Origin of the sequence: Gordonia paraffinivorans NBRC 108238, assembly GCF_000344155.1 — a bacterium.
GTDB classification, from domain to species: Bacteria; Actinomycetota; Actinomycetes; order Mycobacteriales; family Mycobacteriaceae; genus Gordonia; species Gordonia paraffinivorans.
Genome location: NZ_BAOQ01000028.1, coordinates 51,671 through 76,890, shown reverse-complemented (window position 1 = coordinate 76,890; position 25,220 = coordinate 51,671). Strand labels below are relative to the sequence as shown.

Annotated in this window: 26 protein-coding genes and 1 tRNA gene; 20 read left to right on the top strand and 7 right to left on the bottom strand. The window is 68.2% G+C overall.

From position 1 onward, the window contains the following. Positions 1 to 104 precede the first annotated feature (104 nt). The 3 genes from GP2_RS14340 to GP2_RS14330 all read left to right on the top strand — a co-directional run bounded on the left by GP2_RS14340 (position 105) and on the right by GP2_RS14330 (position 3,367). Positions 105 to 1,823 (top strand): cation:proton antiporter, encoded by a 1,719-nt coding sequence (locus GP2_RS14340; protein WP_006901243.1) that lies wholly within the window; start codon positions 105 to 107, stop codon positions 1,821 to 1,823. 155 nt (positions 1,824 to 1,978) lie between these two features. Beyond that, positions 1,979 to 2,722 carry a hypothetical protein gene (locus tag GP2_RS14335; protein ID WP_006901242.1) on the top strand — a complete coding sequence of 248 codons (744 nt, stop codon included), beginning with the start codon at positions 1,979 to 1,981 and terminating at the stop codon, positions 2,720 to 2,722. Between the two features lie 27 nt (positions 2,723 to 2,749). Then, the gene (locus tag GP2_RS14330; protein WP_006901241.1) at positions 2,750 to 3,367 is read left to right on the top strand and encodes a putative glycolipid-binding domain-containing protein; all 618 of its coding nucleotides are present in this window, start codon (positions 2,750 to 2,752) and stop codon (positions 3,365 to 3,367) included. Between the two features lie 63 nt (positions 3,368 to 3,430). Here the strand turns inward: GP2_RS14330 and GP2_RS14325 are convergent, their stop codons facing one another. Then, entirely contained in the window at positions 3,431 to 4,417 is a 987-nt protein-coding gene (locus GP2_RS14325; protein WP_040527089.1) for a prephenate dehydrogenase, read from the bottom strand. Positions 4,418 to 4,496: 79 nt separating this feature from the next. Between GP2_RS14325 and GP2_RS14320 the strand changes: the two genes are divergently transcribed. From GP2_RS14320 to GP2_RS14300, 5 genes are all read left to right on the top strand, one after another. Then, positions 4,497 to 5,039: a tRNA adenosine deaminase-associated protein gene (locus tag GP2_RS14320; RefSeq protein WP_040527088.1), complete on the top strand. Its 543-nt coding sequence runs from the start codon at positions 4,497 to 4,499 to the stop codon at positions 5,037 to 5,039. 25 nt (positions 5,040 to 5,064) lie between these two features. Further along, entirely contained in the window at positions 5,065 to 5,580 is a 516-nt protein-coding gene (locus GP2_RS14315; protein WP_174320724.1) for a nucleoside deaminase, read from the top strand. 81 nt (positions 5,581 to 5,661) lie between these two features. Beyond that, positions 5,662 to 5,934, top strand: coding sequence for a hypothetical protein (locus tag GP2_RS14310; protein WP_006901237.1), 273 nt, complete (start codon positions 5,662 to 5,664; stop codon positions 5,932 to 5,934). A gap of 180 nt (positions 5,935 to 6,114) precedes the next feature. Next, positions 6,115 to 6,324: a CsbD family protein gene (locus GP2_RS14305; RefSeq protein WP_006901236.1), complete on the top strand. Its 210-nt coding sequence runs from the start codon at positions 6,115 to 6,117 to the stop codon at positions 6,322 to 6,324. A 75-nt stretch (positions 6,325 to 6,399) separates the two neighbouring features. Then, positions 6,400 to 6,490 (top strand) — tRNA-Ser (locus GP2_RS14300). 59 nt (positions 6,491 to 6,549) lie between these two features. Here GP2_RS14300 and GP2_RS14295 read toward each other — a convergent pair. The 3 genes from GP2_RS14295 to GP2_RS14285 form a co-directional block, all read right to left on the bottom strand. After that, entirely contained in the window at positions 6,550 to 7,284 is a 735-nt protein-coding gene (locus GP2_RS14295) for a gamma-glutamyl-gamma-aminobutyrate hydrolase family protein (RefSeq protein ID WP_006901235.1), read from the bottom strand. Positions 7,285 to 7,315: 31 nt separating this feature from the next. Further along, positions 7,316 to 8,086: an SDR family NAD(P)-dependent oxidoreductase gene (locus GP2_RS14290; protein ID WP_006901234.1), complete on the bottom strand. Its 771-nt coding sequence runs from the start codon at positions 8,084 to 8,086 to the stop codon at positions 7,316 to 7,318. A gap of 149 nt (positions 8,087 to 8,235) precedes the next feature. Further along, the gene (locus GP2_RS14285) at positions 8,236 to 9,825 is read right to left on the bottom strand and encodes an APC family permease (protein ID WP_006901233.1); all 1,590 of its coding nucleotides are present in this window, start codon (positions 9,823 to 9,825) and stop codon (positions 8,236 to 8,238) included. 244 nt (positions 9,826 to 10,069) lie between these two features. On the opposite strand from GP2_RS14285, the gene glsA reads away from it, so the two are divergent. Then, positions 10,070 to 11,008, top strand: a complete 939-nt coding sequence (gene glsA / locus GP2_RS14280) for a glutaminase A (protein WP_006901232.1) — start codon at positions 10,070 to 10,072, stop codon at positions 11,006 to 11,008. A 3-nt stretch (positions 11,009 to 11,011) separates the two neighbouring features. Here glsA and GP2_RS14275 read toward each other — a convergent pair whose 3' ends face one another. After that, complete coding sequence (locus GP2_RS14275; RefSeq protein ID WP_006901231.1) at positions 11,012 to 11,746, bottom strand: FadR/GntR family transcriptional regulator; 735 nt, start codon at positions 11,744 to 11,746, stop codon at positions 11,012 to 11,014. Between the two features lie 219 nt (positions 11,747 to 11,965). Between GP2_RS14275 and GP2_RS14270 the strand changes: the two genes are divergently transcribed. The 9 genes from GP2_RS14270 to GP2_RS14230 all read left to right on the top strand — a co-directional run bounded on the left by GP2_RS14270 (position 11,966) and on the right by GP2_RS14230 (position 21,739). Continuing rightward, positions 11,966 to 12,697: an SDR family NAD(P)-dependent oxidoreductase gene (locus GP2_RS14270; protein ID WP_006901230.1), complete on the top strand. Its 732-nt coding sequence runs from the start codon at positions 11,966 to 11,968 to the stop codon at positions 12,695 to 12,697. Beyond that, the gene (locus GP2_RS14265) at positions 12,691 to 13,977 is read left to right on the top strand and encodes a YlbE family protein (RefSeq protein WP_006901229.1); all 1,287 of its coding nucleotides are present in this window, start codon (positions 12,691 to 12,693) and stop codon (positions 13,975 to 13,977) included. Before GP2_RS14270 ends, GP2_RS14265 begins: the two co-directional genes overlap by 7 nt. After that, on the top strand, positions 13,974 to 14,744 hold the full coding sequence (locus tag GP2_RS14260) for an SDR family NAD(P)-dependent oxidoreductase (RefSeq protein WP_006901228.1): 771 nt from the start codon (positions 13,974 to 13,976) through the stop codon (positions 14,742 to 14,744). The genes GP2_RS14265 and GP2_RS14260 overlap by 4 nt, the downstream gene beginning before the upstream one ends. Further along, the gene (locus tag GP2_RS14255; RefSeq protein ID WP_006901227.1) at positions 14,741 to 15,793 is read left to right on the top strand and encodes a hypothetical protein; all 1,053 of its coding nucleotides are present in this window, start codon (positions 14,741 to 14,743) and stop codon (positions 15,791 to 15,793) included. Before GP2_RS14260 ends, GP2_RS14255 begins: the two co-directional genes overlap by 4 nt. Further along, positions 15,790 to 17,079 (top strand): glutamine synthetase family protein, encoded by a 1,290-nt coding sequence (locus GP2_RS14250; protein ID WP_040527086.1) that lies wholly within the window; start codon positions 15,790 to 15,792, stop codon positions 17,077 to 17,079. The genes GP2_RS14255 and GP2_RS14250 overlap by 4 nt, the downstream gene beginning before the upstream one ends. Further along, complete coding sequence (locus tag GP2_RS14245; RefSeq protein ID WP_006901225.1) at positions 17,076 to 18,458, top strand: glutamine synthetase family protein; 1,383 nt, start codon at positions 17,076 to 17,078, stop codon at positions 18,456 to 18,458. The genes GP2_RS14250 and GP2_RS14245 overlap by 4 nt, the downstream gene beginning before the upstream one ends. Positions 18,459 to 18,491: 33 nt before the next feature. Then, on the top strand, positions 18,492 to 19,424 hold the full coding sequence (locus tag GP2_RS14240; protein ID WP_006901224.1) for an alpha/beta hydrolase: 933 nt from the start codon (positions 18,492 to 18,494) through the stop codon (positions 19,422 to 19,424). Then, positions 19,421 to 20,152: an SDR family NAD(P)-dependent oxidoreductase gene (locus GP2_RS14235; protein WP_006901223.1), complete on the top strand. Its 732-nt coding sequence runs from the start codon at positions 19,421 to 19,423 to the stop codon at positions 20,150 to 20,152. Before GP2_RS14240 ends, GP2_RS14235 begins: the two co-directional genes overlap by 4 nt. 123 nt (positions 20,153 to 20,275) lie before the next feature. Then, positions 20,276 to 21,739: a flavin-containing monooxygenase gene (locus tag GP2_RS14230; RefSeq protein WP_006901222.1), complete on the top strand. Its 1,464-nt coding sequence runs from the start codon at positions 20,276 to 20,278 to the stop codon at positions 21,737 to 21,739. Positions 21,740 to 21,879: 140 nt separating this feature from the next. On the opposite strand, the gene GP2_RS14225 is transcribed toward GP2_RS14230, so the two are convergent. Then, a complete protein-coding gene (locus tag GP2_RS14225; RefSeq protein WP_006901221.1) occupies positions 21,880 to 22,869 on the bottom strand; it encodes a hypothetical protein in 990 nt (329 codons plus the stop codon). A gap of 125 nt (positions 22,870 to 22,994) precedes the next feature. Here GP2_RS14225 and GP2_RS14220 point away from each other — a divergent pair, with 125 nt between their 5' ends. Next, complete coding sequence (locus GP2_RS14220; protein ID WP_006901220.1) at positions 22,995 to 23,951, top strand: hypothetical protein; 957 nt, start codon at positions 22,995 to 22,997, stop codon at positions 23,949 to 23,951. On the opposite strand, the gene GP2_RS14215 is transcribed toward GP2_RS14220, so the two are convergent. Beyond that, positions 23,948 to 24,580 (bottom strand): GNAT family N-acetyltransferase, encoded by a 633-nt coding sequence (locus GP2_RS14215; protein WP_006901219.1) that lies wholly within the window; start codon positions 24,578 to 24,580, stop codon positions 23,948 to 23,950. The genes GP2_RS14220 and GP2_RS14215 overlap by 4 nt on opposite strands. A 103-nt stretch (positions 24,581 to 24,683) precedes the next feature. Here GP2_RS14215 and GP2_RS14210 point away from each other — a divergent pair, with 103 nt between their 5' ends. Further along, on the top strand, positions 24,684 to 25,205 hold the full coding sequence (locus GP2_RS14210; protein ID WP_006901218.1) for a DUF1275 family protein: 522 nt from the start codon (positions 24,684 to 24,686) through the stop codon (positions 25,203 to 25,205). Positions 25,206 to 25,220: the final 15 nt, after the last annotated feature.

The following is a 25,220-nucleotide window of genomic DNA, read 5'->3' as shown; positions in this document are numbered from 1 at the left end:
GATACGGGGCCTTGCGGCAAGCCCCTGGTCGGCCCGTATGGTGAAAGGGGATCGATAACCGCGCCGGGGGCGGGCTGTGGACCCGCGACAGGCGACCAGGCCGGATGCCTGAGAAGATCTCCGCCGTGGAATTGCTCATCCTGGTGCTGGTCGGGGCCATCATCGTGACTGCCGTCGCCGACCGCAAGGACATGCAGCCGGCCCTGGTCATCGTGGTCGTCGCGCTGGCGGTGTCGTTCATCCCGGGTCTGCCGCGCGTCGAACTGGATTCGGAGATCCTCCTCACGGTCGTGTTGCCGCCGCTGTTGTACACGGCGGCACTGGGATTCTCGATTCCCAACTTCATCCGCAACATCAAGCCGATCCTGGGCCTCGGTGTCGCGATGGTCGTGATCACCGCGTTCGCGGTGGGACTCGTTGCCTCGGCGTTGATCCCGGAGTTCACCTTCATGCTGGCGCTGTTGCTCGGCGCGATCGTCGCCCCGCCCGACGCGGTCACCGCGGTCGCGGTGGGCCGCAAACTCGGTCTGCCCAAACGACTGATGGCGATCCTCACCGGCGAGTCGCTCGTCAACGACGCCGCCGCGCTGTCGTTGTTCGCGATCGCCATCGCGCAGATCGCCAACACCCACGCGTTCATCGACAATCCGCTGCTCCTGTTCGGCTACAACGCGATTCTCGGCCCAGTGGTCGGTGTCGTCATCGGCGTGGCGACGCTGTGGATCCGCAAACACATGAAGAACCCGGCCCTCGAGACGGTGCAGGGATTCGTGGTGCCCTTCGCCGCGTTCCTCGCGGCCGAGCACATCCACGCCTCCGGCGTCCTCGCAGTGGTGATGGCCGGCTTCGTCGTCGGAACCGGCTCTGTGCGTGCGGGTTACCAGACCCGACTGCAGGAGCGCTACGTCTGGAACTCGGTCGACGTCCTGCTCGAGGCGTTCGTCTTCGCCTACATCGGCCTGCAGATGCGGTTCATCATCGACGACCTGCGCGAAGCTCGGGAATCGTTGGTGGAGATCGGGATCGCCTCGCTGGTGGTGCTGCTCGTGGTGCTCTTCGTCCGCCCGCTGTGCGTGTTCCTGATGTTCGGCCGGAGCGTCGTGAGCCGGCGGATCGACCGCGCGGTCCAGGTGCACGTCGACGCCAGTCCCCGGCGCGCCGCCCGGTCGCCCGAGGAGTTGCTGAGGCAACCCGGACGATTCCGGCAGTGGAGGGAACGCATCGACAACCGGCCGCTCACCTGGCAGGAGTCGATCGTCGTCTCGTGGACCGGCATGCGCGGCGTGGTCACCCTGGCCGCAGCCTCCGGTATCCCGGTGCTGATGGACAACGGGGAGCCGTTCCCCGAGCGATCGGCGATCCAGGCGATCGCCTTCGTCGTCGCCGTCGCCACGATCCTCATCCAGAGTCCCACCCTGCCGTGGCTGATCCGGCGTCTCCATCTGCACAACGAGGACGAGGAGCGCTACGACGCGGAGCAGACCGAACGCGCCGAGCGGATCGCGAGGGTCGCCGCCGAGTTGGTGATCCGGGACTTCGTGCAGCATCCGCCCGCCGGCCTGGACGCCGAGACCGTCGAGTTCATCAGGGAGACGGTTGCCCGGCAGGCCCAGGACGCCGACGAGATGCCCGATCCCGAGGCGCAGACCGCACGCAGCGTCGCCTTCGCCGCGCTGTACCGGTCGGTTCTCCAGGCCCAGCGGCAGTCGCTCGTCGAGAACCGCGACGAGGGCGCAGTCGAGGACGAGGCGGTGCGGGCGATGCTCGAGCGTCTCGACCTCCAGGAGGCGGCACTGTCGGCCCGGCTGGAGAGCCGCCTCTGACCCGGGATGCCCGGCCGTCGCCCCGCCCAACCGGATCCACGCCCCGCGACCCTCGCCTCGATCCGCCTTCGCCCGACGGGCGGGGGTCGCGTCGCGTCTGCGCGCCGTAAGGTCGAGGGCGGACGACGACATCCCATTGCGACCGGAGGCGGACGATGTCATACCCGTACGGCGGGCCGAACCCCGACGCCGAGGACACGCGGCGCGGTGGCGGCGACCCGTATGGGCCGGCCCCGATGGGTCCCCGGCTGTACCCGCCGCTGGGGTACGCCCCGGACGGTACGCCGTTGTTCCGGCCGTTCCAGCCGACCAACACCGAACTCCATGCGGCCGAGCAGGCGGCACGGGCCGAACGCGTTGCGGCCGAAGAGGCCGCCGCACGGGAGGAGCAGCAGCCCTCGCGCCTCGGCGGGCTGTCGACCTCGACCCTGATCGTGTGTCTCGGCATGGTCGTGCTCGTCGCCGTGGCGATCGTCGGGTTCGGCGGCGTGTGGCGCGACCGCACGCCCGACACCACCCTCGCCGACCCGCCGGCCACCCTCCTCGAGACCGTCCCGAGGACATTCGAACCGCCGACCCTGACCCCCGACGGCCGCGGCTCGGTGCCCGGCCGGCCGGGGCAGCGCGTCGATCCGCAGAACAAGTCGGTCAGCTACGAGGTCACCATCGACGGCCAGGCCACGATCCTCTACGTGGACGCGGTGGGCCTGAGATCGGACTTCGCCCCGTCGAATCCGTGGAGCGTCGAGTTCACCGGCAGCGACAACCCGCTGCGGGTGCTCGTCATCGCCGGCACCGGAAGCGGCGCCCGGTGCGTGATCCGCGTGGACGGCGAGGTGGTCGTCGAGGACGCCGTCAGCGCCTCGTCGCCGCGGCGAACCGCCTCCTGCATCGCCTGAGCAAGCACGGCTCGCTACCGTAGTCGTGTGAGTTCTCCGCAGACAGCCCCCGAGAACGGGCAGTCCTCCGCCACCACCGACGAGTTCAAGACCGTGCTCACGTGGCGTGGTGAGGACACCGATCGGCTCGAGCAGGTGCGCCTCGTCGTGTCCGGTTCGCGGATCAAGGCCTACGGCCGGATCATCGCGGCCGCCACCGACGAGCAGGAGGCCTTCTCCGCGTCGTACGAATTGCAGACGACCGATGCGGGCGTCACCAAGCGACTCACCGTGCACCTCATCCGAGAGGCCGGCGAGACCCAGTTCGGCATCACCCGCGACGGCGAGGGCACCTGGCTCGTGCGCCGCCCCGACGGCGAGGTCATCCAGTCCGACTTCGACGGTGCCGAGGACGTCGACCTGGCGCTGTCGCCGATGTTCAACGCGCTGCCGCTGCGACGGCTCAAGCTGGGCCCGGGCTCGCCGACCGTCGACGTGCCGGTCGTGTACCTGTACCTGCCCGACGGCGAGGTCAAGTCCGCGACCGTCTCCTACACCGTCCGCGAGGACGGCATCGGCCTCGTGTCGCCGCTGGCCACCACCACGCTCACGCTCGACGAGAACGGGTTCGTCATCGACTATCCGACCCTCGCGCGGCGGGTGTAGGCCGGGGCCCGTCGGCCCGTCCGGACGCGACTCGCGACATCGGCCCGACCGGGATGGCCGGTGTCAGCCGACCCACACCCGACCCGCGTGGGCCTGGCGTCGCATCTCCTCCTGCCATCCGGGCTCGCCGGGCGTCACGCCCGTGATCGGCTCCGGATCGCCGGCGTGCAGGCGCTCGTAGGCCGTGCGGGCGCGGTGGCCGTCGTCGACGAGCACCTCGACGGTGCCGTGATCACGCAGTTCGTCGCGCGCGGCGATCAGCCGGTCGATGGTCTCGCTTAGCACGTTGAGCACGGCGACGCCGTTCGCCTCGATCATCGCCCGCTGCAGAGCCGGGGCCGTCCCGGCGACGCGGGTGCCGTCGCGGAAGCTGCCGGCGGCCAGTCGCAACGCCAGGTCGCTCTCGCCGGCACCCACCGCGGCCGTGGCCGCCGCCGTCAGGTGCGGCATGTGCGAGATCGCGGCGACCGCGCGGTCGTGGGCGTCGGGGGCGACGGGCACGACCAGCGACCCGGCGAGGCGGGCGATCGACGCGACGGTCCGCCAGTCGTCGGCGTCGGTGTGATCGGTGGTGGTGACCGCCCACATCGCGCCGGTGAAGAGCGTCGGATCGGTCGCCGACCATCCCGATCGGCTGGTCCCGGCCATCGGGTGGCCGCCCACGTACCGGGCGCCGGGATGCTGTGCCCCGATCACCTTCTCGACTTGCTGCTTGACGCTGATCACGTCGGTGATCAGCACTCCCGGCGCGTGTTCGGCGATCGCCGAGAGCAGCGGCTCGATCGTCGTCACCGGGGTCGCGAGCACGACCGTCGCATCCGACTCCGCCGCACGCCTCAGGGTCGCGACGAGGTCGGTGGAGGCGTCATAGCCGTCGGCGGTGGCGGCGTCCACGGTCTCCGACGACCGGTTGTATCCGAATGCGGAGTGGCCGGCGTCGTGCAGCACCCGCAGGAGCGATCCGCCGATCAGGCCCAGGCCCAGGACGCACACCGGCGTCGCGAGCGCAGGTGAACCGTGTGCAGAACGTGAAGACGAATCAGCAGTCACCCTGACAACGTTCCCACATCGGGGTTCGCCCGCGGCTCGGGACTTGGGACTGTGGGTGTTTGCGACTACGGTTTCCACCATGGCCGGTGCCGGATATGGGAAGTCGGGATCGAACGCGCAGGACGTGGACGATGACATCGATGGTTTCGCGGTCGCTGTCGTCCGCGACGAGACCAAGTGGAAGGTCACCGCGCTCAAGCCGTCGGCACTGAACGATCTGGCCGACGCAGAGCGGCAGCTGCGCGAACTCCGTTCCACCGGAGCGGCGTTCGGTCTCCTCGACGTCGACGACGAGTTCTTCATCGTGATCCGGCCGGCGCCCTCCGGGGCGCGGCTGCTGCTCTCGGACGCCACGGCCGCCATCGACTATGACGTCGCCGCCGACGTTCTCGACGCGCTGAACCTCGATGTGCCCGACATCGACCCCGACGAGCTCGACTCGGTCGACCCGTGGGAGGAGGGCGACCTCGGCATTCTCGCCGACCTCGGTCTGCCCGACGCGGTGATGAGCATCATCGTCGGCGACACCGACCTCTACGCCGACGAGCAGCTCGGCATGATCGCCGCCCGCCTCGGCTTCGCCGACGAACTGGGCAAGGTCCTCGACTCGCTCGGTCACTGACCGGCGAGCCGGGACCGGACCGATGATGCGCGACCCCGTCTGGGAGTCGATGATCCGAGCGGCGCTCGACGCCGCCGCGGAATCGGGCTCCGACGACGTGCCGATCGGCGCGGTGGTCTTCGATCCCGAGGGCGTCGAACTGGCGCGAGCGGCGAACCGTCGTGAGGCCGACGGCGACCCCACCGCCCATGCCGAGGTCCTCGCGCTGCGAGCGGCGGCCAAGGCGTTCGGCGACGGCTGGCGGCTTCCGGGTTGCACGATCGCCGTGACCGTCGAACCCTGCACGATGTGTGCCGGTGCGATCACCCTGTCCCGCGTCGACGCGTTGGTCTTCGGGGCGTGGGAGCCCAAGACCGGTGCGGTCGGATCGTTGTGGGACGTGGTGCGCGACCCGCGCCTGACCCACCGTCCGCAGGTGAAGGGCGGCGTCCTGGAAGAGGAGTGCCGTGCTCTGATGGTGGACTTCTTCTCTGCCCGGCGGGATCGCGGAGCCGCGTCTGACCGGGGCGTCTGGCCGGGTCAGGGCGGAAAATCGGGGTGATCTCAGGGTGGTGATCCCATGGTCGTCGGCGGTGTGCTCTGGCAGATTGGTGATGGAGTCCGCCACACCTGAGGAGAAGTCATGACAGACCCGGCCGACAAGGTCACCGCAGCCTTCGACACCGCGAAGGTCAAGATCAACGAGCTCGCCGAGAGCGGCAAGGTGCAGGAGGCGCTCGGCACCGCCCGCGACAAGATCGACGAGCTCGTCGAGAGCAAGCAGGTCCAGGACGCGATCGGCACCGCCAAGGAGAAGCTGACCGAACTCGCGGACAACGAGAAGGTCCAGGACGTCGTCACCACCGCGAAGGACAAGATCACCGAAGTCGCCCAGAAGCTCGGCGGAAGCAGGTGAGTTGAGCCCTGACCTGCGGTTTCTGCAGGTCAGGGCATTCCTGTGGCACGGTGGAGGACAGGAGTCATCTCCTGATCTGCATGGCGACACTCTCGTCCAGCCAGTGGCGTGGGAACGGTTGCCGAGTTCGACGACTCGGCCGGCATCCCGCCGCGCCGAGACCTCACACCAGGAGGCCACATGGGCACCACTGACGACGCCAAGAACAAGGCCGAGGAACTGAAGGGCCGCGGCAAGGAAGCCGCGGGCAGCCTCACCGACAACGATGACCTCAAGAACGAGGGCAAGGGTGAGAAGACCGAGGCCCAGGGCAAGCAGAAGATCACCGAGGCCGCCGACGCCGTGAAGGGCAAGGTCGACGACCTGAAGGACAAGCTGACCGGCAACTAGCCGCGAAACCGCACCTTTATGCCCTCTGACCAGCCGATTTAAGACTCACCGCCCTCCTGCGGTACAGTCTTCGGCGGTGGCGTGTCCGAGCGGCCGAAGGTGCAGCACTCGAAATGCTGTGTACGGTAACCCCGTACCGAGGGTTCAAATCCCTCCGCCACCGCCATGAGAATGGCCCCTGACCGATCCGGTCGGGGGCCATTCTCGTTTTTCGGGCGGCAGCGGTCAGCCCGGAACGTGGGCCTCGTCTCGGGCGCACGACTCGGTGAAGCCTCGGAGCAGGGCGGCTGCATGGTCGTCGACGTGCCAGAAGAGCTCGGGATGCCACTGGATGCCGACCACGAGTCCGTCCTCGGTCTCGAATCCCTCGACCAGTGAGTCGGCGCTGTGCGCGACCGGACGAAGCCCGGGTGCGAGTTCACGGATGCCCTGATGGTGCTGGCTGTTGACCTCGAGCTCGATCGCGCCGGTCCATCGTGCGACCGCGCTCGCGTCGTCGAGGTGCACCCGATGAGCAGGGTGTACCACGTTCTCCTCGCCGAGCCGGTGGCGGACCGGCGTCGGGTGGTCGCGGAGCAGGTCCTGCCACAGGGTTCCGCCCATGGACGCGTTCACGAGGTGGAATCCGCGGCAGATGGCGAGCACGGGCAGCCCGCGTGCCCGGGCGCTCCGCAGCGCGGCGATCTCGTTGCCGTCGCGGACGTCGTTCACGCCCCACAGAGTGGTGTCGTCGGGGTCGCCGCCATAGAGGGTCGGGTCGATGTCCCCGCCGCCGGAGATGATCAGTCCGTCGACGTTGCCCATGACGGTGTCCATGTCGTGGTGGATGTGACTGCCCGTGTCGAGGGCCAGTGCGGTGGCCCCGGAGGCGTTGATGCCCTCGAACATGCGGCGCCAGTGGATCAGGATGGGTAGTTCGGCGATGCTGTAGGTCACCGCGATGACCGGACGTTTGGTCATTTCGACGTTGTTCTCTCTACTCGCAGGACGGTCAGAAGGCGTCGGCGTGCTCGGGCAGGGTCTGACCGCCGTCGACGACGAGGGTCTGCCCGGTGACGAAGGCGGCCTCGTCACTCGCGAAGTACATCGCCGCCGCGCCGATGTCGCCCGGCATCCCGAGGCGGCGGGCCGGAATGGCCTCGATCATCCGGGCGATCGCGGCCTCGCCGAGCCCGTCGAGGCCCTCTGTGCGGATGCTGCCGGGCAGAACCGCGTTGACGGTCACGCCGGAAGGTGCCAGTTCGAGTGCGGCGGAACGCATGAAGCCCAGTTGCGCGGCCTTGCTGGCGCTGTAGTGGCTGAGGCCGGAGTACCCGGTGACCGGTCCGGTGATCGACGAGGTGAGGACCACCCGGCCGTTGCCTGCCGCGGCGAGGGCGGGCAGGCACGCCTGTGTCGTGTAGATCGCGCCGTAGGTGTTGATCGCGAACATCCGGTGCAGATCCGTCTCGGTGAGCTCGGACAGCGACGTCTCCGGGTAGATACCGGCATTGGCGCACACGATGTCGAGTCCGCCGAGCAGTTCGACGGCCTGGGCGGCCATGGTCCGGCAGGACTGCGGGTCCGAGACGTCGGCTTCGATGGTGAGGCACTCGGAGCCGAGACCGTACTCGAGACGGCTCCGGGCCGCTTCCAGGGCGGCCGGGTTCCGCCCGGCGATGGCGACGCGGGCGCCGGCACCCAGGAAGGTCGCGGCGATGCCTTCGCCGATGCCTCGGCTTCCTCCGGTGACGAGCACTCGTTTGGTGGACCAGTCGGTCATGTCAGGGGACTCCTGTTCGGGGATGTCGATGTGATGGTGCGGGCGCGTCGTCGGCCGCCCTCGAACGAGCACCGGCCCCGGGCCACGATCGCGGCGATCGTGAACCAGAGCCGGTGCTGCTACGGGGTGAGGGGAGGATCAGGTGGCCGTCACGGCTTTCCGAGCGTGCCCGTTCGGTGGTCGGGATCGGGATCGTCGTCGAGCACGTGGCTGTCCATCGCCGGCAGGTCGTCGAAGATCGTGCTGCCGATGCGCTGGTAGACGGCCGGGTGCGACCTGCGCAGGTAGAGGGCGGTCACCAGCGAGGCGACGAACAGGACGATCAGGATGTACGGGATGGCCTTGAACAGCAGCGTCTCCGAGGCCGCGCCGGCTGCGGCCCGCATGTTGGAGGCCATCAGGTAGATGACGAACAACATGCCGAGGGCGCCGATGACCGGGCAGACCAGGGTGCGCAGCCAGTGCTTGGTCTCGGGGTGTTCGCCGCGGACGTGGAAGTAGACGATCGTCGAGATCGAGCACATCACCTGCACGGCCAGAAGCGAGAGGGTGGCCATGATCCCGATGAGGACGAACATGACGCCGTAGGGGTCGGAGCCGGAGATCACGCAGCCGAGCAGGAGGATGCCGGCGAAGCAGCTCTGGGTGAGCGAGGCGATCCAGGGAGAGTTGTGGGTCGCGTGCACCGCGCCGAGCTTGTTCGGGAGGATGCGGTCGCGGCCGAAGGCGAACAGGTAGCGCGCGGCGGAGTTGTGGATCGCCAGCGCGCAGGCGAAGGAGCCGCCGATCGCCAGCCACTGGTAGGCGTGGACGCTCCATGCGCCCAGGTACATCTCGCTCGGTGCGTAGATCAGATCGAACGGTTCTGCGCCGGAGGCGAGTTCGACGGACTTCGCGCCGCCGTTGCCCGCGATCACGCCCCAGGAGATGAACGTGTAGAACACGCCGATTCCGATCACCGCGATCAGCGTCGCCTGCGGGACGATGCGCTTGGGGTCCTTCGACTCCTCGCCGTAGATGGCGGTGGATTCGAAGCCGACCCACGACCAGAAGGCCATCAGCAGGCCGAGGCCGACGACGCCGCCGGGGACCCCGTTGGTGCTCAGTGCCGTGGCGGGATTCAGCGACGTCAGCGAGAGGCCCTCGGGCGCGTTGACGAGCGAGGACACCGCGGTTGCGGTGAGCAGCGCGATCTCCAGGACGAGGACGAGGCCCAGGACCTTGGCGGCCAGCGAGATGTCCTTGTGGGACAACACCGCGATCACCACCAGGCACGCCGCGCCGTAGACGATCCACGGCAGGTCGAGGCCGAACTGCGACTCCACCGCCTGCTGGGCGAACGCCGAGAAGATGCCGATGAGGGCGGCTTCCATGGTCATGTACGTGAACATCGACAGCACCCCGGCGGGGAGTCCGACGATGCGCGACCAGCCACGGGAGACGAAGGTGTAGAAGGCGCCGGCGGCGGTGATGTGACGCGCAAGCGCGATGAACCCGACGCTGAAGATGGTCAGGACGATGGTGGCGATGATGAAGCCGGCCGGGGCCCCGATCCCGTTGCCGAAACCGACCGCGACCGGGAGGTTGCCCGTCATGGCGGTGACGGGTGCGGAGAACGCGACCACCATGAAGACGACGCCCACCAGTCCGAGGGCGCCCTTCTTGAGCTGCGGCGGAGTGGATGTGCCAGTGGATGCGCCGGACTGCGCAGGCCCACTGCGAGCTGAATCGAGAGCCATGGCTCCCCTTTCGTGATGCCTCGGTTGCGCGGCAACCGACATAGGCCTAAAGGACTAAAAGCAGGACCAGTAGACCACAGGCGACGAGACTTGGGCCACAGTTTTCATGCCAATGTGCGTTGTGCAACTAGCAGGCCGGGGCAAACGCCCAGGTCATAAAGGTCTATTGACTAGATCTTTAAAGCGAACGTAACATCGCCGCATCTCAAGGTCCGGTCGGTCACGTCCCCGGAGGGAGTTCGCCATGGTTACGGATCTCATGACCAAACCCGCCCACGACGACGGCATTCTGTCCGAGTGGCTGGAGGAGGCCGTCGAGGTGGGTGCGCGTGCGGCCGAGCGCGGCCGGGTGTCGACGCAGATCCCGGCGCTGTCCGAGGTGACGCCGTCGCGCTTCGGCATGGCGGTGGCCACGACCGACGGGCAACTCGTCCATGCCGGCGACTCCGCCGAGCCGTTCTCGATCCAGAGCCTGTCGAAGTTGTTCGCGCTCTGTGCGCTTCTCGAGCACGACCCGCGTTCGTGGGCGCAGGTCGGTTGGCATCCCACGAATGCGCACTTCAACTCGGTTGCCGAGCTCGAGCGCAGCGGTGGGCGTCCGGCCAACCCGTTTGTGAATGCAGGGGCGCTCGTGGTGACCGACCGCCTGCTCGAGCGGACCGGCGATGCGGTCTCGGCGACCCTCGACCTTCTCCGGAGGGGCTCTCCGGGCCGGGTTGTCGAGGTGGATCAGTCGGTGGCGATGTCGGAGATGATCGCCGACCACCGGAATTCGGCGTTGGCGCATGTCCTCGCCGAACACGGGCGATTGACGTGCGGGATCGAGCGACTCCTCGCCCAATACTGTCAGCAGTGCGCGATCGCCGCGGATGTGCAGACCGTCGCGTCGGCCGCCTTGTTCCTGGCCGACCGCACGCGTTCCTCGACCGAGCTGACACTGTCCACCGTGCGCCGCATCAACGCGGTCCTGCTGACCTCCGGGATGTACGGGGCAGCGGGGGACATCGCTTATCGGATCGGGCTCCCGGCCAAGAGCGGCATCGGTGGTGGCGTGGTCGCGATCATGCCGGGTCGCGGGACGGTCTGCGTCTGGAGTCCTCCGCTGGACTCCGACGGGAACTCGGCCGGGGGAGTGGCCGCGATCGAGCGCTTCGCGGAGCTCGCGGGATGGTCGGTCTTCTGACCGTCAGCGCTTCAGGTAGGACTCGACCGTCGACCGGGTGCTGTTGATGTGCTCGTTCATCTTCTCGCCGGCGGTCTCGGGGTCCTTGTTCTCGATGGCCTCGACGATGACCTCGTGGAAGTCGTTGGCGTTGGGCTCGAGTCGGCCGAAGACCGCTCCCACCGGTAACCACATCTTCCGGCGGGCGTCGGCCACCGCCTCGATCAGCAGGTTGTTCTGGCTTGCGCGCGCGATCGTCAGGTGGAACGTGTTGTCCAGCGTCTGGAACTCGTGGACGTTGTGCGCGGTCTGATCGCCCAGTGCCACCCCGAGGGCCTTGTCCATTGCCGAGAGCAGGCGGTGGAGCTCGTTGACATCGGAGACCCGGCGGCGTTCGGCCGCAAGGCGTGTCGCCGCGACCTCGACCGCGCTCCGGTACTCGAAGGCGTCGCGGATCGCCTTCTTGTTCTTGCGCATCTCGCGACGCGTTTCGGTGGCGTCGTACTTCGGTGCCTGGACGATGAACCCGCCGCCGCGGCCGCGACGGACCTCGATGAGGCCCTCTCGCTCCAGCACATAGAGCGCCGACCGGACGGTCGTCCGCGAGACCTGGAGCAGCTCGGTCAGTTCGCGTTCGGTGGGCAGCCGGTCGCCTGGTCGGAACTGGCCCAGCTCCAGCGACCGCCTGATCTGATCGAGTACGAGTTCGTGGGCAGGAATCTGGCGGACGGGGACCAGGGCTGCCTTGTCGGCGGTCATCTGCCACTCCCTTCGGTTTTGCCCAGCGTAGCGCAGATGCGGGCGCTCAAGTGCGCATTGTTGGACCTTTAGACCTCAATGACTCTTTCTCCTGGTCGACGACCTTCCGGCGCGGGAGCCGCAAGGGCTAATAGGTCTGAAAACTTGACCAATAGTCCTTTAGCGGTGACACTGATCTCACTCGCACGGAAATGTAATCCAGAGCAGAAGGAGCCCTTCGTGGGGAACAAAGTCATAGTGACCGGCGGTGCCGGGGTCATCGGCCAGGCCATCTGCCACCGGCTGCGTGAGTCGGGGTACACCCCGGTCGCCGCGGACCTCGAGCCGGCCATCGACGCACTCGACCCGGCCTTCGTCGAGCGCGACGGAATCGTGACCGTCGAGATGGATGTCACCGATCGCGCCGACGTGGACCGCGCCGTCGAGTCCGTCCTCGACGAGGGTGAGACCTTCGCCGGGCTCGTCAATTGCGCCGGCGTCCTCCGTGATTCGTTCCTCGGTGAAATCGACGAGGCGAAGCTGGAGCTGATGTTCCAGGTGAACATCGCCGGCATGGCGCGCGTGACCGACGCGGTGGCGCCGCACCTGACCGAGGGGACCGCGATCGTCAACGTCGGCAGCCTCACCGGGCACTTCGGACGCTTCCGGGGCGCGTCGGTCTACGGCGCGACCAAGGCGGGTATCGCCGCCTACACGCGGTACGTCGCCGAGGAGCTGGCCGAGCGCGGCATTCGGGTCAACAACGTCGCCCCCGGTGTGATCCGTGCGCCCATGAGCGAATCGATGGCCCGGGTTTCCGGTGGCGAGGAGAAGAGCGCGGCCCACGCCATGCTCAAGCGCATCGGTGAGCCGTCCGAGGTCGCCGAGGCGGTCGAGTTCCTGCTGTCGCCGCGGGCCTCGTTCATCACCGCGCAGACCCTCCTCGTCGACGGCGGGGTCGTCGCATGGTGAGCGGCGGGAGCGCGTCGGGAGTGGCCCTCGCGCCGTCGGTGTCGGTCGACGAGGCCAACGCCGAGGCATTCTCCCGGTTGGACGCCGCCGACCCGTGGGTCGTCGATGTCGCGCCTGCGGGCGAGGTGCTGCCCGGTTACAAGGAGAACCTGGTCCTCACCTCCGGTGCTCCGATGGCGTGGGAGGACTACACGGGAGGCCAGCGTGAGGCGCTGATCGGCGGCGCGCTGTTCGAAGGCCTCGCGACGTCCCGAGAGGAGGCCATCGAGGGCTTCGCCAGTGGACGCATCGAGATCGGCGCCTGCCATGACTACGCGGCGGTGGGATCTCTGGCCGGCATCTACACGGCCTCGATGCCGGTGTTCGTCGTCGAGAACCGTGCCCACGGCAACGTCGGGTTCTGCAACTTCTACGAGGGCAAGGAACCGCGCCGCCTCAACTACGGCTGCTACGACGAGGGGGTCCACGAGCGCCTGCTGCACGTCAACACCGTGCTGGCGCCCGTTGTGGGCGAGGCGATCCGCCGCAGCGGCGGGATCGCGCTGAAGCCGCTCATCGCCCGGGCGCTGCGGATGGGCGACGAGGTCCACAGCCGCAACGCCGCGGCGTCGATCCTCTTCAACCGGGAGATCCTGCCCGCGGTCCTGGGCATGGTCGGTGAAGGCGTGCCCGGCGTGCAGGAGACGATGCTGCATCTCGCGGAGAACGACTACTTCTTCCTGCGGCTCTCGATGGCCGCGGCGAAGGCGTCCGCCGACGCCATGGTCGTCGAGGGCTCGACCCTGGTGTCCGCCATGGCGTTCAGCTGCCGCGGCTTCGCCATCAAGCTCGCCGGCCTCGGCGACCAGTGGTTCGAGGGACCGCCGCCGGTTCACGAGGGCAAGCTGTTCGCCGGTCACACCGAGGACGAGATCACCTGGATGGGCGGCGAGAGCCCGATCACAGAGACCGTCGGATTGGGAGGCTTCGCACAGGCCTGCGCGCTGTCGCTGCAGGACTATCAGGGAGGATCTCCCGACGTGATGATCGAACGCAATCGGGAGATGTACTCCATCACCCACGGTGAGAACGGCACCTACCGGATTCCGCTGTTCTCCTTCCGCGGCACCCCGACCGGCGTCGACGCCCGGATGGTCCTGGAGAAGGACATCTACCCCGTGATGGACGTGGGCCTGGCGGGCCGCGACGGCGGGCAGATCGGTGCCGGTGTCATCCGCGCGCCGCGTGAGTGCTTCGAGAATGCCATGGCCGCGTTCGAGGAAAGGTACGGAGCGCGATGAGCCCGTCGACCGCACACATGGCCCTGACCTTTTCGGGGAAGGGCGCCGTCGTCACCGGCGCGGCGTCGGGTATCGGCGCGGCCGTGACCGCGGTGCTGATCGACGCCGGAATCCGGACGCTGGCACTCGACCTGCGTGAACCCGAACAGGTCAGTGGCCCACGTGCCCACCTCCACGTGCCGTGTGCGGTCGACGTCCGCGATCGTCGCGGCCTGCAGGACATCGTCGACGAACATGCCGGCGAAGGCCTGAGCTACGTGGTCAACTGCGCGGGCATGCTCGAGACGACGGGCTTCGCCGGCGTGAGCCAGGACTCGTGGAGCCGGGCCCTGGATGTGAACCTGGTCGGCACCTACAACCTGATCGACGCCGTCACGCCGCACATGGAGCGGTCCGGTCGCGGAGCGGTGGTCAACATCAGCTCGATCGAATCGCATCGCGTCGTGGCCCTGACCGATCCAGACCCGACGCCGCAGTACGCGGCGTCGAAGGCCGGGCTGTCGATGCTCACGCGGACCGCGGCCCGTGCGCTGGCCTCACGGGGCATCCGGGTGAACTCCATCGCCCCCGGGTTCGTCGCCACGCCGATGGCCGCGGCGCACGGTGACACCTCCCGTCTGCCGGACAGCCTGCAGCGGCGGGTGCCCACTGGGCGGTTCGGCAGACCCGACGAGATCGCGCACGCGGCGGCGTTCCTGCTCAGCGATCAGTCTTCGTACACGACCGGTGCGGAACTGCTGGTCGACGGCGGGTTCGAGCTCACATGACCGTGGGCCAGGATTCACCGGTCGTCGCGCACAGCACGTTCCTCGGGCGCCCGGCCCGCATCGGTTCGTGGGACGAGTTGTCGCAGGGGACCTTCAGGGCGGCCAAGGCGCGTATCGAGGCCGGCGACCACCGAGCGGCGGCCGACCTCCTCGAGGTGTCGCTCGAGGAGGCCGACGAACTCCGCGACGTCTACGAGCGGTGGCCGGCAGAGGTCGCCCGGTGGCTCACCGGACGGGGCGTGGATCCCGCCGAACTGGAACGTGAGCAGGACCGGTTGCGTTCGGTCATCGGCGACGTCGCCATGACCGGTATCCAGGCCGAGTGGCCGGAGTACCGCGACGCGGCCCTCGACGCCGCCCGACGATGCCGCGACGGCGACAGTCGCGCGATCGAACTCGTCGACGAGGTGCACGCCATCTGGCTCGGCATCCACGACCGTGCCGTGGATCGGGTCGCCGGACACATCGACATCGCGGTCCGGCTCTGCGGCGAGGACATCCTCGGAGAACTCTGGGACTTCCTCATGGCCGACTGGTACGACGCGCACGAGCGGCGCTTCTCCCCGGAGAACCAACCGTGGCAGGTGTCGGCGAACCAGCTGATGGTCGCGATCGTCGACGGGTTCCACGCCCACCTGGTCGGGCGGGATCGCCAGGGAGACATCGAGATGATCGAGGAACCCGACCGTATCGGCTTCCGCTTCGCGCCCTGCGGTTCCGGCGGACGGATGCTCGACGCCGAGGTGACCGGCGGCGAACCGCGATCGGCGGCGCCCTACGGCTTCGCCACCACGACGCGTCGGCACGACTGGGCGTGGAACGAGGTGGGGATCTGTTCCTACTGCGTCCACTGCTGCCAGCTCAACGTGGTGATGCCGATCGACCGGATCGGATTCCCCACGCGCGTCATCGATCCGCCGATCTGGACCGGACAACCCGGTGCCGCGACAGCGTGCACGTGGTGGGTGTACCGAGACCCCTCGCTGGTCCCCGACAGCGTCTATCACCGCGTCGGACGGACCCCTGGAAACCGTGGAGGAAAGGCATGAGCAGACTCAGGCCGATGACCCAGATCGAGGTCCCGGACTACGACCTCGGCCTGCGGGGCAAACTCGTCCGCTCCGACAAGACGAACTCGGGGATGGCGTTCTGCACCATCGCGTACGGGCTGTCGCTGGTGGACGACGCCAGTGACACGCCGTTCAGCAACGCGGAGAACGGATATCCCGACGGGGTGGTCGTCGCCGATGAGGCCACCCGGGTCGAGCTGCCCTGGCGGCAGGGGACCGATGCGGTCATCGCCGACTTCGTGGACGCGGACGGCCGGCCGTTCGGCCCCTCGGCGCGCGGTGTGCTCCTGGGCCTGATCGACGAGTATCGCTCGCTCGATCTCGAGCCCGTTCTCGGATACGAGTACGAGGTGTGGATCTTCCGGGAGACCCCGGGCGCGGAGTTCCACGGCACCTCCGGACTGACCCCGCTCGGCCGAACCCACAACGCCTACAGCCTGACCAGATCCGTGGAGGCCGACGAACTGGCGTCGGAGTACATCGACCGCATGACGCACGTCGGTATCGAGGTCGAGGCCTTCCACTCCGAGCTCGGACCTGGGTTCTTCGAGTTCGCGCTCGCGCCGGCGCCGGCCAAGGAGGCGGCCGACGGCGCCGCCCGCGCGCGCCAGTATCTCCGCGACCTGTGTGCCGAGCACGGGCTCCGCGCGAGTTTCATGGCGAAGCCGTTCGGCGGCTTCTCCGGGGCCGGCGGGCACGTGCACTCCAGTCTTGTCCGAGACGGTGCGAACGTGATGGTCGACGAACCGGGCAGGTTCTCCGACGTGGGCTCGCGATACCTGGCCGGTCTGCTGCAGACGATGACGGACTTCACGGTGCTGTTCAGCCCGTACGTCAACTCGTTCAAGCGGGCCGATCCGGCGATGTTCGTCGGCGACCGGGCATTCTGGGGGAGCGACGACCGAAACGCGACGTGTCGAGCCCTTCTGGGGAGCACGAAGGCGGCGCGGATCGAGCACCGCCGTCCCGGCGCCGATGCGAACCCCTACGTCGTCGCCGCGGCCCTGCTCGCGGGCGGACTGGTGGGACTTCAGGACCAGCTGCCCCTACCGGAGGCCGGGCCCGTCGGGGCGAAGGCACTTCCCGACAATCTGGGCGATGCGATCACCGCCCTGGAGAACTCCGGGTATGCCGCACAGACTCTCGGCAAGGCGTTCGTCGAGGCATTCGCGTCCACCCGCAGAGCCGAGCACCAGCGATACGAGGCGTGGATGCGCACGTTCATCACGCCGTGGGAACTTCAACGACACCTGGAGCACCAGTGACACATTCCGGAATCCTGTCCCTCGACGAGTTCGACGCACATGTCGCCGACGGAACGATCGACACGGTCATCTGCGCCGCACCCGACCCCTACGGACGAACGGTCGGAAAGCGGTTGACCGTCAACGCCTTCCGTTCGCTGTGCCTGAACGGTGGCGGTGTCAACGCGAGCAGCTTCGTGTTCGCGGTCGACCTCGAGATGAACCCTCTCGACCTGCCGGTGTCCAACGCGTCCAACGGGTGGGCGGACATCCGCCTGGTCCCCGACCTGGCGACCCTCCGCCGTGTTCCGTGGGAACCGAACTGTGCCATGGTCATCTGTGACGCCTACGAGGCCGACCGCGACGAGCTGCTGTCGGTTGCGCCGCGCACGATCCTCAAGAAGCAGATAGCGCGTGCGGCCGAGGAGGGACTGGCCTTCCAGTTCGCCTCCGAGCTCGAGTTCTTCCTGTCCCAGACGCCGCCGCGCAAGGCCTGGGAGCTCGGATACCAGAATTTGGCGATGACGTCCGATTACCGGTCGGACTACCAGTTGATCCAGTCCGCCCGCGACGACTGGTTCATCCGCCAGATCCGGAACATGATGCCCGAGTTCGGCATCCCGATCGAGTCGTCCAAGCCCGAATGGGGCCTGGGGCAGCAGGAGATCACGCTGGACTACTGCGGCGCACTGGAGATGGCCGACCGGCACGTGCTCTTCAAGTACGGGGTCAAGCAGTTGGCCAACCAGTCGGACCTGACCGTCACCTTCATGGCGAAACCCGCCATCGACGAGGTCGGCTCCTCGTGTCATCTGCACGTGAGCATGTGGAGCACCGATCCCACGCCCGCCCCGCTGTGCTGGGCGAAGGAGGGCGGCGGCATGTCGGAGAAGTTCGGGTCGTTCGTCGCCGGCCAGATCGAACACGCCGCCGACGTGGTCCTGATGTTCGCGCCGACGATCAACTCCTACAAGAGGTTCCAGCCCGATCAGTTCGCCGGATCGGCGATCGCGCTCGGTGCCGACAATCGATCCTGCGCGTTCCGGCTGGTCGGCGAGGGCGCGTCGTTCCGCGTCGAGAACCGGATCCCGGGGGCGGATGTCAATCCGTACTACGCCTATGCCGCCACCATCGCCGCCGGGCTCGACGGTGTCCAGCGCGACCTGCCGACCCCCGAGGTGTTCTCCGGAAACGCCTGGGACGACGCACATCAGATCGAGACGGTACCCACCTCCATGCACGCAGCACTCCACCGGTTCGCCGAGTGCAAGATGCTGCGCGCGGCCTTCGGCGACGAAGAGTTCGAACATCTTCTCGTCTCCTCACAGAACGAACTGCTCGCCTTCGATTCCGGCGCGGTGACCGACTGGGAGAAGAAGCGCTACTACGAGCGCGTCTGACCCGCACCGGAATTCCCACCAGGAAGGACTGTCATGCCCCTCAATCCGATCGCCCAGAAGATGATCGACGACTCGAAGGCCTCGGGTCGTCCGAATGCCCACCTCCTGCCGGTGGAGACCGCGCGGGAGAACTTCGAGAACACTTTCGCCGCGCTGGAGAAGCCGCCGATCCACGAGACCCGCGACGTCGCGATCCCCACTCGTGACGGTGAGACCATCCGCGGACGGCTGTACCTGCCCTCGGGGGCCGAGGACCCGCCGCTCACGGTCTACTACCACGGTGGCGGGTGGCTGTTGGGCAGCATCGATTCGCACGATGTCACGACCCGGCTCCTCGCCACCGCATCGGAATCCGCCGTGTTGTCGGTGGACTACCGCCGCGGACCGGACCACCGGTTCCCGACCGCGGTGAACGACGCCATCGACGCCCTCGAATGGGCGCGTGTGCCCGGGAACCTGCCGGTCGACGTCTCGCGAGTGGCCGTCGCGGGCGACAGCGCCGGCGGCAACCTGGCCGCCGCGGTCGCGCTCGAGGCGCGTGACCGGATGGCTCCGCTCGCGCATCAACTGCTGATCTACCCGGTGACCACCTGTGACCTCGGCAAGGGCTTCGACGACGAGTACGAGGGCATCATGCTCGAGCGCGACGAGATGCAGTGGCACCAGGACAACTACCTCCCGGGCCCGGACTGGGCCACCGATCCGCGGGTCTCCGTGCTCGACGCGAAGCTCGAGGGTCTCGTGGCGGCAACCGTGATCCTGGCCGAGTGCGACCCGATTCGTCCGCAGGGCGAGCTCTACGCGCAGGCCCTCCGCGAGGCGGACGTGCCCGTGGAGGTGTTCGAGAGCGAGGGGCTCATCCACGGATTCTTCGGGCTCGACCAGATCTTCCCGACCGCGTCCGAGGCGATGGAGTTCGCCGGCAAGCGCCTGCGTGAGGCGTTCGCGACGGGAGCAACCCGATGAGCCGCACCGCGCTGGTCACCGGGGCGGGTGGCGGGATCGGACTGGCCACCGCGCAGCGTCTGTCCGCCGACGGCTGCCGCGTGGTGGCGACCGACATCAAGCCGGAGCGGCCCGCCTCGCTGCCCGACGATGTGCGGTACGTGCCCCTGGATCTGCGTTCCGGTGATCTGGACGAGCTGCTGAGTCCGTTCGCCGACGGCGGCCTGGACCACCTCGTCAACGCCGCGGGCGTGGCGTTCTTCGACCGGGACGGGTCGGCGCTCGACGCCGACGAGGCGGTGTGGGATGTGACGCTCGGCGTGAACCTGCACGCAACCCGTGCGCTCATCTCCGCGGCCGTCCCGGCGCTGCGGAAGGGCAAGGGACGCAGCATCGTCAATGTCGCCAGCATCGCCGGCACGCGGGGGATGGATTCGCCCCTGGACGCGTATCAGGTCAGCAAGGCGGCGATCGTGTCGCTGTCCAGGTCTCTCGCACTGCAACTGGCTCCGGAGAACATCCGGTGCAACACGGTCTGCCCGGGCGCGATCCTCACGCCCATGATCGAACATCTCTACGTGGAGGATCCGGCGCGCCGGACCGACATGGAGGAGCGCACGCCGATGCGCAGGCTGGGGTACCCCGAGGAAATCGCCGCAGCGATCGCATTCTTGCTGTCGGATCAGGCATCTTTCATCACTGCCACGGACCTCGTCGTCGACGGCGGCTGGAGCGTGCAGGTCAAGTAGGGAAGGTGTCCGAGTAGGGCACAAGAGGCCCTTGACACATCCAAATAAGGTCTAAAGACTAGGCCAATAGTCAACAACCGCCGTGAGTGGTCGGCGTCGGATCATCAGCAGGGAGACATCCACATGGCAACACCAGTACGAGTGGCGATCATCGGAACCGGGTTCAGTGGTATCGCCGCGGCCGTCGAGTTGCAGCGCAAGGGAATCGACGACTTCGTCATGTTCGAGAAGGCCCCCGGCCTCGGTGGCACCTGGTTCTACAACCGGTACCCCGGGGCGGAGGTGGACCTGGAGTCCCACATCTACTCGTTCTCGTATGAGCGCTACGACTGGTCCCGCACCCACGTCGACTGGCAGGAGCTGCTCGGCTACCTCAATTACGTGGCCGCCAAGCACGGGCTGATCGAGCACATGCGGTTCAACGAGGCGGTCGAGGACGTGACCTGGTCGGACGAGAAGCGCCAGTACACGATCAAGACGAGCTCGGGTGAGGACCACGGGCCGTTCACCGCGGTGATCAGCGCCGTCGGATTCCTGAACATCCCGCTCATCCCGCCCTTCGCTCGCGGCGACCACGATTTCGAGGGCGCCATCTGCCACACGTCGCGCTGGATCGAGGGACTCGACATGGCCGGCAAGAAGGTGGGTGTCGTCGGCACCGGCTCGTCTGCGGTGCAGATTGTGACCGAGGCGGAGAAGGTCGCCTCCGAGGTCAAGATCTTCCAGCTCGAGCCGAACTGGATCCTGCCGAAGAACGCCCGGGAGTTCACCGCGACCGAGCGTCGCCTGAACCGGTTCGCCCCGGTGTACTGGTACCGCCGTCTGCGGCTGTACTTCGACTACGACAAGCGCCAGTTCTTCGCCGGCCACGCCCGCGCCAACGGGCGGCCGAACCGAATGCGGTACGCACAGTCGCTGGCGTTCCTGCAGAGCGAGCTGGGCTCCCATCCGGAGCTGTTGGAGATGGCCACCCCGAAGTTCGCGTTCGAGGGCCGCCGGACGGTCCTCAGCGACACGTACTACAAGGCGCTGAAGAGTCCGCACGTGACGCTCGTCCCGCATGGTGTCAAGGGGCTGACCAAGCAAGGTGCGATCGACGCGAACGGCGACGAGCATGATCTCGACATCATCGTGCTCGCAACCGGTTTCGACGCGGCGAACTACCTGGGCAACTTCGAGGTGCATGGCGAGGGTGGGGCCGATCTACACGAGCAGTGGGCCGGTGAACCCGACGCTCTGCTCGGCATGATGGTGCCGAACTTCCCCAACTTCTTCATCATGTACGGCCCGAACACCAACTCGGTTCCGCTCGTCTCCTTCTACCAGTCCCAGGCGAAGTTCGCCGCCGGCCTGATCGCGAAGCTGCGCGACAAGTCCCTGACCCGGGTCCGGGTACGCGAGCGCGCCTACGCCATGTACAACGAGTGGCTGCAGGACCAGCTGGCGAAGACGGTCTGGGCGGACACCTCCAACTACTTCCGCGCGAAATCGGGCAAGGGCAGGATCGTCTCCCAGTGGCCGCTGGGTGCCACCCCCTACCTGGTCGCCACCAAGGTGGCCCGTCGACTCGGTACGCGCGCGGACTGATCCGGCCGGTGCCACCACCCGGTGGCGAGGGCGGCCGCCCCAGGAGGGCATGACGAGTGCGGGGTCGCCGGTCCCGGAAACATCGGGGCCGGCGACCTCGCGCGGTCAGGGGACGTAAATGACATCCTGTGGATGCCCGATCATGATCCGACGACGTGCGGCTGCGGCGGGGTGAAGCTCGTGTTGTCCGGCAGCGGCGACTCGCCCTTCTCTGCGCCGATCTCCTTCACCGTCTTGATCGACGAGAACTTCGAGTCGCCCTGGCGGGCGAGTGAGTCGTCGTACCACTCGAACCACGGGTAGCCGTGTTCGACGTACTCGGCAATCGTGGGCGGCTCGTGGTGCGGCCGGGTGCCGGTGAGGGCCTCCCAGTCGGCGCTGTTGACGATGCGCAGGGTCGACCGGCTGGTCGCGGTGGTGTCCCAGTTGCCGCGCGGCTCGACCGGCGTCGCGATCGACTGGGTGATCGTGCCCCCGGCGCCAAGGCCCATGCCGGTCGCCCCGTCCGGGTCGGGCACACCCTCGCACAGGAGGCCGTCGAACACCGCGCCGGCCGGCATCCCCGGGGTAGCGATGTCGTGCCGGGCGGCGACCCGCTCCTCCCAGACGTCGGCGCGCAGCGGCGTGACCTCGATTCGGATCGATCCGTCGTCGTCGCCGGTCAGTTGCTCGGCGGCGGTGTAGCCGCGGCCGAGCGGCATCGCGACGAACTGCCGAACGGTCGTGGCGTCGACGCGGAACCCGTCGAGCCACGGTTGCTCCGGCACCTCGAAATAGTCCTCGCCGAAGAAGTCGATCTCCTCGGCGAAGTCCTCGCCGGTGACGGCGTTCACCCCGCCGACCGAGATCCGCACCAGGAACGGGTAGTCGGACGGGCAGTGGAAGCTGAACCACGCGGCCTCGGCCTGCCACATCGGGAGCACCACGTCGGTCGGTGTCCAACCGTGCGCGCGTGACCAGGTGTCGGCGGCGGTGCGCAACTCGAATGTGCCCATTCCCGGCGGCAATCCGTAGGTGGTGTCGTCGTCGGGGACGCGAAGGGTGCGCATGACGTTGATGCGGAGACGTGCGTCGGCGTGGAGTTCTGGGAAGGCGAAATCGAGGGATCTCTCGGTGACGGTGACGGGCATGCGATGACCTCCGATCGGGATGGACACAAGGCACGTTAGGCCCGGGGTACGACAGGCCCGCGACGCCTCGTTATCGGTGCTAAAGAACTGCTCCGACGGTGGGCTCGTCGTGCTCTACTGGACTCATGGTGTTCGTCGCGGTGGCCGTCTTCGTGGTGGTGCTCGCGGTGGCCCTCGTCCTCCTCGCGTCGGCGGCCATCGGAGCCTTCTCCGCGATGTTCGGCGGCATGAAGAGGGACCTCGGCCGCCGCCGCTCGGGTGCCGCCGTCACCGCGGACGAACGCCCGGCACGTCTGGTCGGCGCCGCCGACGCCGCGGGTGATCTCGCCGACCGGCTGCGCCTCGCGCGCGCACGCCGCTGGACCGCCTGCCAGGACATCCAGCAGCGTCTCGAGGGCTCACGACGTCCCGACGACGACGGGGTCGGCGACTTCGGGGTGCTCGCCCTCGACATCTGGGCGGGCCGTCCGCTCGACGACCAGCAGATCTCGCAGTCCACCCGTCGCCACCGGCCGGGCCGGGAGGAACGCGCCGAACTCGAGAACATGGTGCGGGACCCGGTCGGCCGGATCGCGTGGACCACAGCGCTCGTCGCCGACCGCGTCAGCCGGAACCCGGCCTGGGGGCTGGAGTTCTTCGACCTGCATTCCGTGCGCGTCGACCTGGCCGGCGAGGTGACCGCGATCGCCCGGGCCGCCACCCGGATCCGCGACCAGCTCGCGATCCTCGGCGACCCGCCGGACGGTCCACTCGGCACCGACGACGAGGTGATGGCGACCTACGCGGAGAAGGCGGGGCTGCTCTCGACCCGGCTGGACGGTCTCGTCGAACGTCTGGAGGCCTTTGCGAGTTACGAACAGATCGTCGCGCGCATCCAGCAGCGTCAGGAGAAGCAGGCGTGGCTCGACCGGGTCAGCGCGATCGACGAACTCGAGCACGCCATCGACGCCGAACGCGATCGGGCCGAGGGCGATCGGGTTCGCAACATGGCCGACGAGTCGGGAATCCTCGCGTCGATCTACCTCGACGAGATCGCGCCGCTCGCGAGATCGCTGAAACGCGACGTGATCCCGGGTTCCTAGGGTGCCACCGCCCTCTGGAACACGACCTCCATGCGCACGACGAACCCGAGACGCTCATAGAGCCTGATCGCGGTGGTGTTCCGTCCGTCGGCGTGCAGGATCGGTGTCTCGCCGCGGTCCCGGATCTGCTGCACGAGTGCGAGAACCAGGCGTGTCGCGAGACCTCGGCCCCGATGGTCGGGATCGGTGCACACCGCGCTGATCTCGGTATGGCCCGGCAGGCGCAGTCGTTCTCCGGCCATCGCAACCAACCTGTCGTCGTGCCGGATTCCCAGATATGTGCCGAGTTCGATGGTGCGGGGCCGAAAGGGGCCGGGTCGGGTTCGTCGTGCCAGGTCTGTCATCTCGGGGACGTCGTCGGTGGTGAGGAGCACCGCTTCGGGGACGGCGAACAGGAGCAGTGCCCCGCCGGGGCCGACGAGTTCGGCGGCATCGGACCAGTCGCTCCCCGTCGGTGCGGTCGGCAGCGCGGCGATCGGGGCGACGCCGGGGTGGAATCGGACCGCGCGCCCGACGCGCTGTGCGAGCCCCGCGTGGGGGCCGCTGAGCGAGAACCACGCGGGATTGTCGAGCGCGGCGTCGTCGGAAGGCCGTGTCGGAGCCGCGGATTCGTCGTCGTATCCGGCCACGGGACGACGATACCCGGCGACGTGGTGTGCACTCCGCCGGTCGCGGAGGCGGACGAACCGGCATACGATCTGCTGGATCGTGCGATCGCGGGAGGAGTCGAGCGTGGGCACAGACGAGATCGCCGCGAGTTCGCCCGCGCCGCCACCGAGGCCTACCGGCGGTACCCGTGACCTCGTCCTCATGCTCGTTCTGACCTTCACCACCGGGATCGTCGACGCCGGAGGCTTCCTCGCGTTCGACACGGTGTTCCTCGGCAACATGACCGGAAACGTGCTGATCCTGGGCATGGGAGCGGCCGGTGCCCATGGGTTGCCGGTGTTCTCGCCGGCCCTCGCGCTGCTGGCGTTCATCGCCGGAGCAGGGGTCGCGAGCCTGTTCCTGCGGGCGGGGCCGGCGGGCTGGAGTTCCAGGCTGGTCTCGGTCCTGTCGGTCTCCACGGTGCTGGTCGCCGTCACCGCGGTGCTGACGGGATTCGACGCCGGCGATCACGCGGCCCGGTTGTCCGCGGTGGGACTGACCGCCGCCGCGATGGGGATGCAGGCCGCGGCGGTGAGTGCCGGGGTGGTGGTGTGCGGATACGTCCTCGCCGCCCATGCGGGCGCCGACCCTGCGACTTCCGTGTGACGAGACCGGGCCGAG

Coding starts and splice junctions, on each gene's coding strand:
- GP2_RS14340 (WP_006901243.1), top strand. CDS start 105: ATGCCTGAGAAGATCTCCGCCGTGGAATTGCTCATCCTGGTGCTGGTC.
- GP2_RS14335 (WP_006901242.1), top strand. CDS start 1,979: ATGTCATACCCGTACGGCGGGCCGAACCCCGACGCCGAGGACACGCGG.
- GP2_RS14320 (WP_040527088.1), top strand. CDS start 4,497: ATGGCCGGTGCCGGATATGGGAAGTCGGGATCGAACGCGCAGGACGTG.
- GP2_RS14315 (WP_174320724.1), top strand. CDS start 5,065: ATGCGCGACCCCGTCTGGGAGTCGATGATCCGAGCGGCGCTCGACGCC.
- GP2_RS14310 (WP_006901237.1), top strand. CDS start 5,662: ATGACAGACCCGGCCGACAAGGTCACCGCAGCCTTCGACACCGCGAAG.
- GP2_RS14305 (WP_006901236.1), top strand. CDS start 6,115: ATGGGCACCACTGACGACGCCAAGAACAAGGCCGAGGAACTGAAGGGC.
- GP2_RS14295 (WP_006901235.1), bottom strand. CDS start 7,284: ATGACCAAACGTCCGGTCATCGCGGTGACCTACAGCATCGCCGAACTA.
- GP2_RS14290 (WP_006901234.1), bottom strand. CDS start 8,086: ATGACCGACTGGTCCACCAAACGAGTGCTCGTCACCGGAGGAAGCCGA.
- GP2_RS14285 (WP_006901233.1), bottom strand. CDS start 9,825: ATGGCTCTCGATTCAGCTCGCAGTGGGCCTGCGCAGTCCGGCGCATCC.
- glsA (WP_006901232.1), top strand. CDS start 10,070: ATGGTTACGGATCTCATGACCAAACCCGCCCACGACGACGGCATTCTG.
- GP2_RS14275 (WP_006901231.1), bottom strand. CDS start 11,746: ATGACCGCCGACAAGGCAGCCCTGGTCCCCGTCCGCCAGATTCCTGCC.
- GP2_RS14265 (WP_006901229.1), top strand. CDS start 12,691: ATGGTGAGCGGCGGGAGCGCGTCGGGAGTGGCCCTCGCGCCGTCGGTG.
- GP2_RS14260 (WP_006901228.1), top strand. CDS start 13,974: ATGAGCCCGTCGACCGCACACATGGCCCTGACCTTTTCGGGGAAGGGC.
- GP2_RS14255 (WP_006901227.1), top strand. CDS start 14,741: ATGACCGTGGGCCAGGATTCACCGGTCGTCGCGCACAGCACGTTCCTC.
- GP2_RS14250 (WP_040527086.1), top strand. CDS start 15,790: ATGAGCAGACTCAGGCCGATGACCCAGATCGAGGTCCCGGACTACGAC.
- GP2_RS14240 (WP_006901224.1), top strand. CDS start 18,492: ATGCCCCTCAATCCGATCGCCCAGAAGATGATCGACGACTCGAAGGCC.
- GP2_RS14235 (WP_006901223.1), top strand. CDS start 19,421: ATGAGCCGCACCGCGCTGGTCACCGGGGCGGGTGGCGGGATCGGACTG.
- GP2_RS14230 (WP_006901222.1), top strand. CDS start 20,276: ATGGCAACACCAGTACGAGTGGCGATCATCGGAACCGGGTTCAGTGGT.
- GP2_RS14225 (WP_006901221.1), bottom strand. CDS start 22,869: ATGCCCGTCACCGTCACCGAGAGATCCCTCGATTTCGCCTTCCCAGAA.
- GP2_RS14220 (WP_006901220.1), top strand. CDS start 22,995: ATGGTGTTCGTCGCGGTGGCCGTCTTCGTGGTGGTGCTCGCGGTGGCC.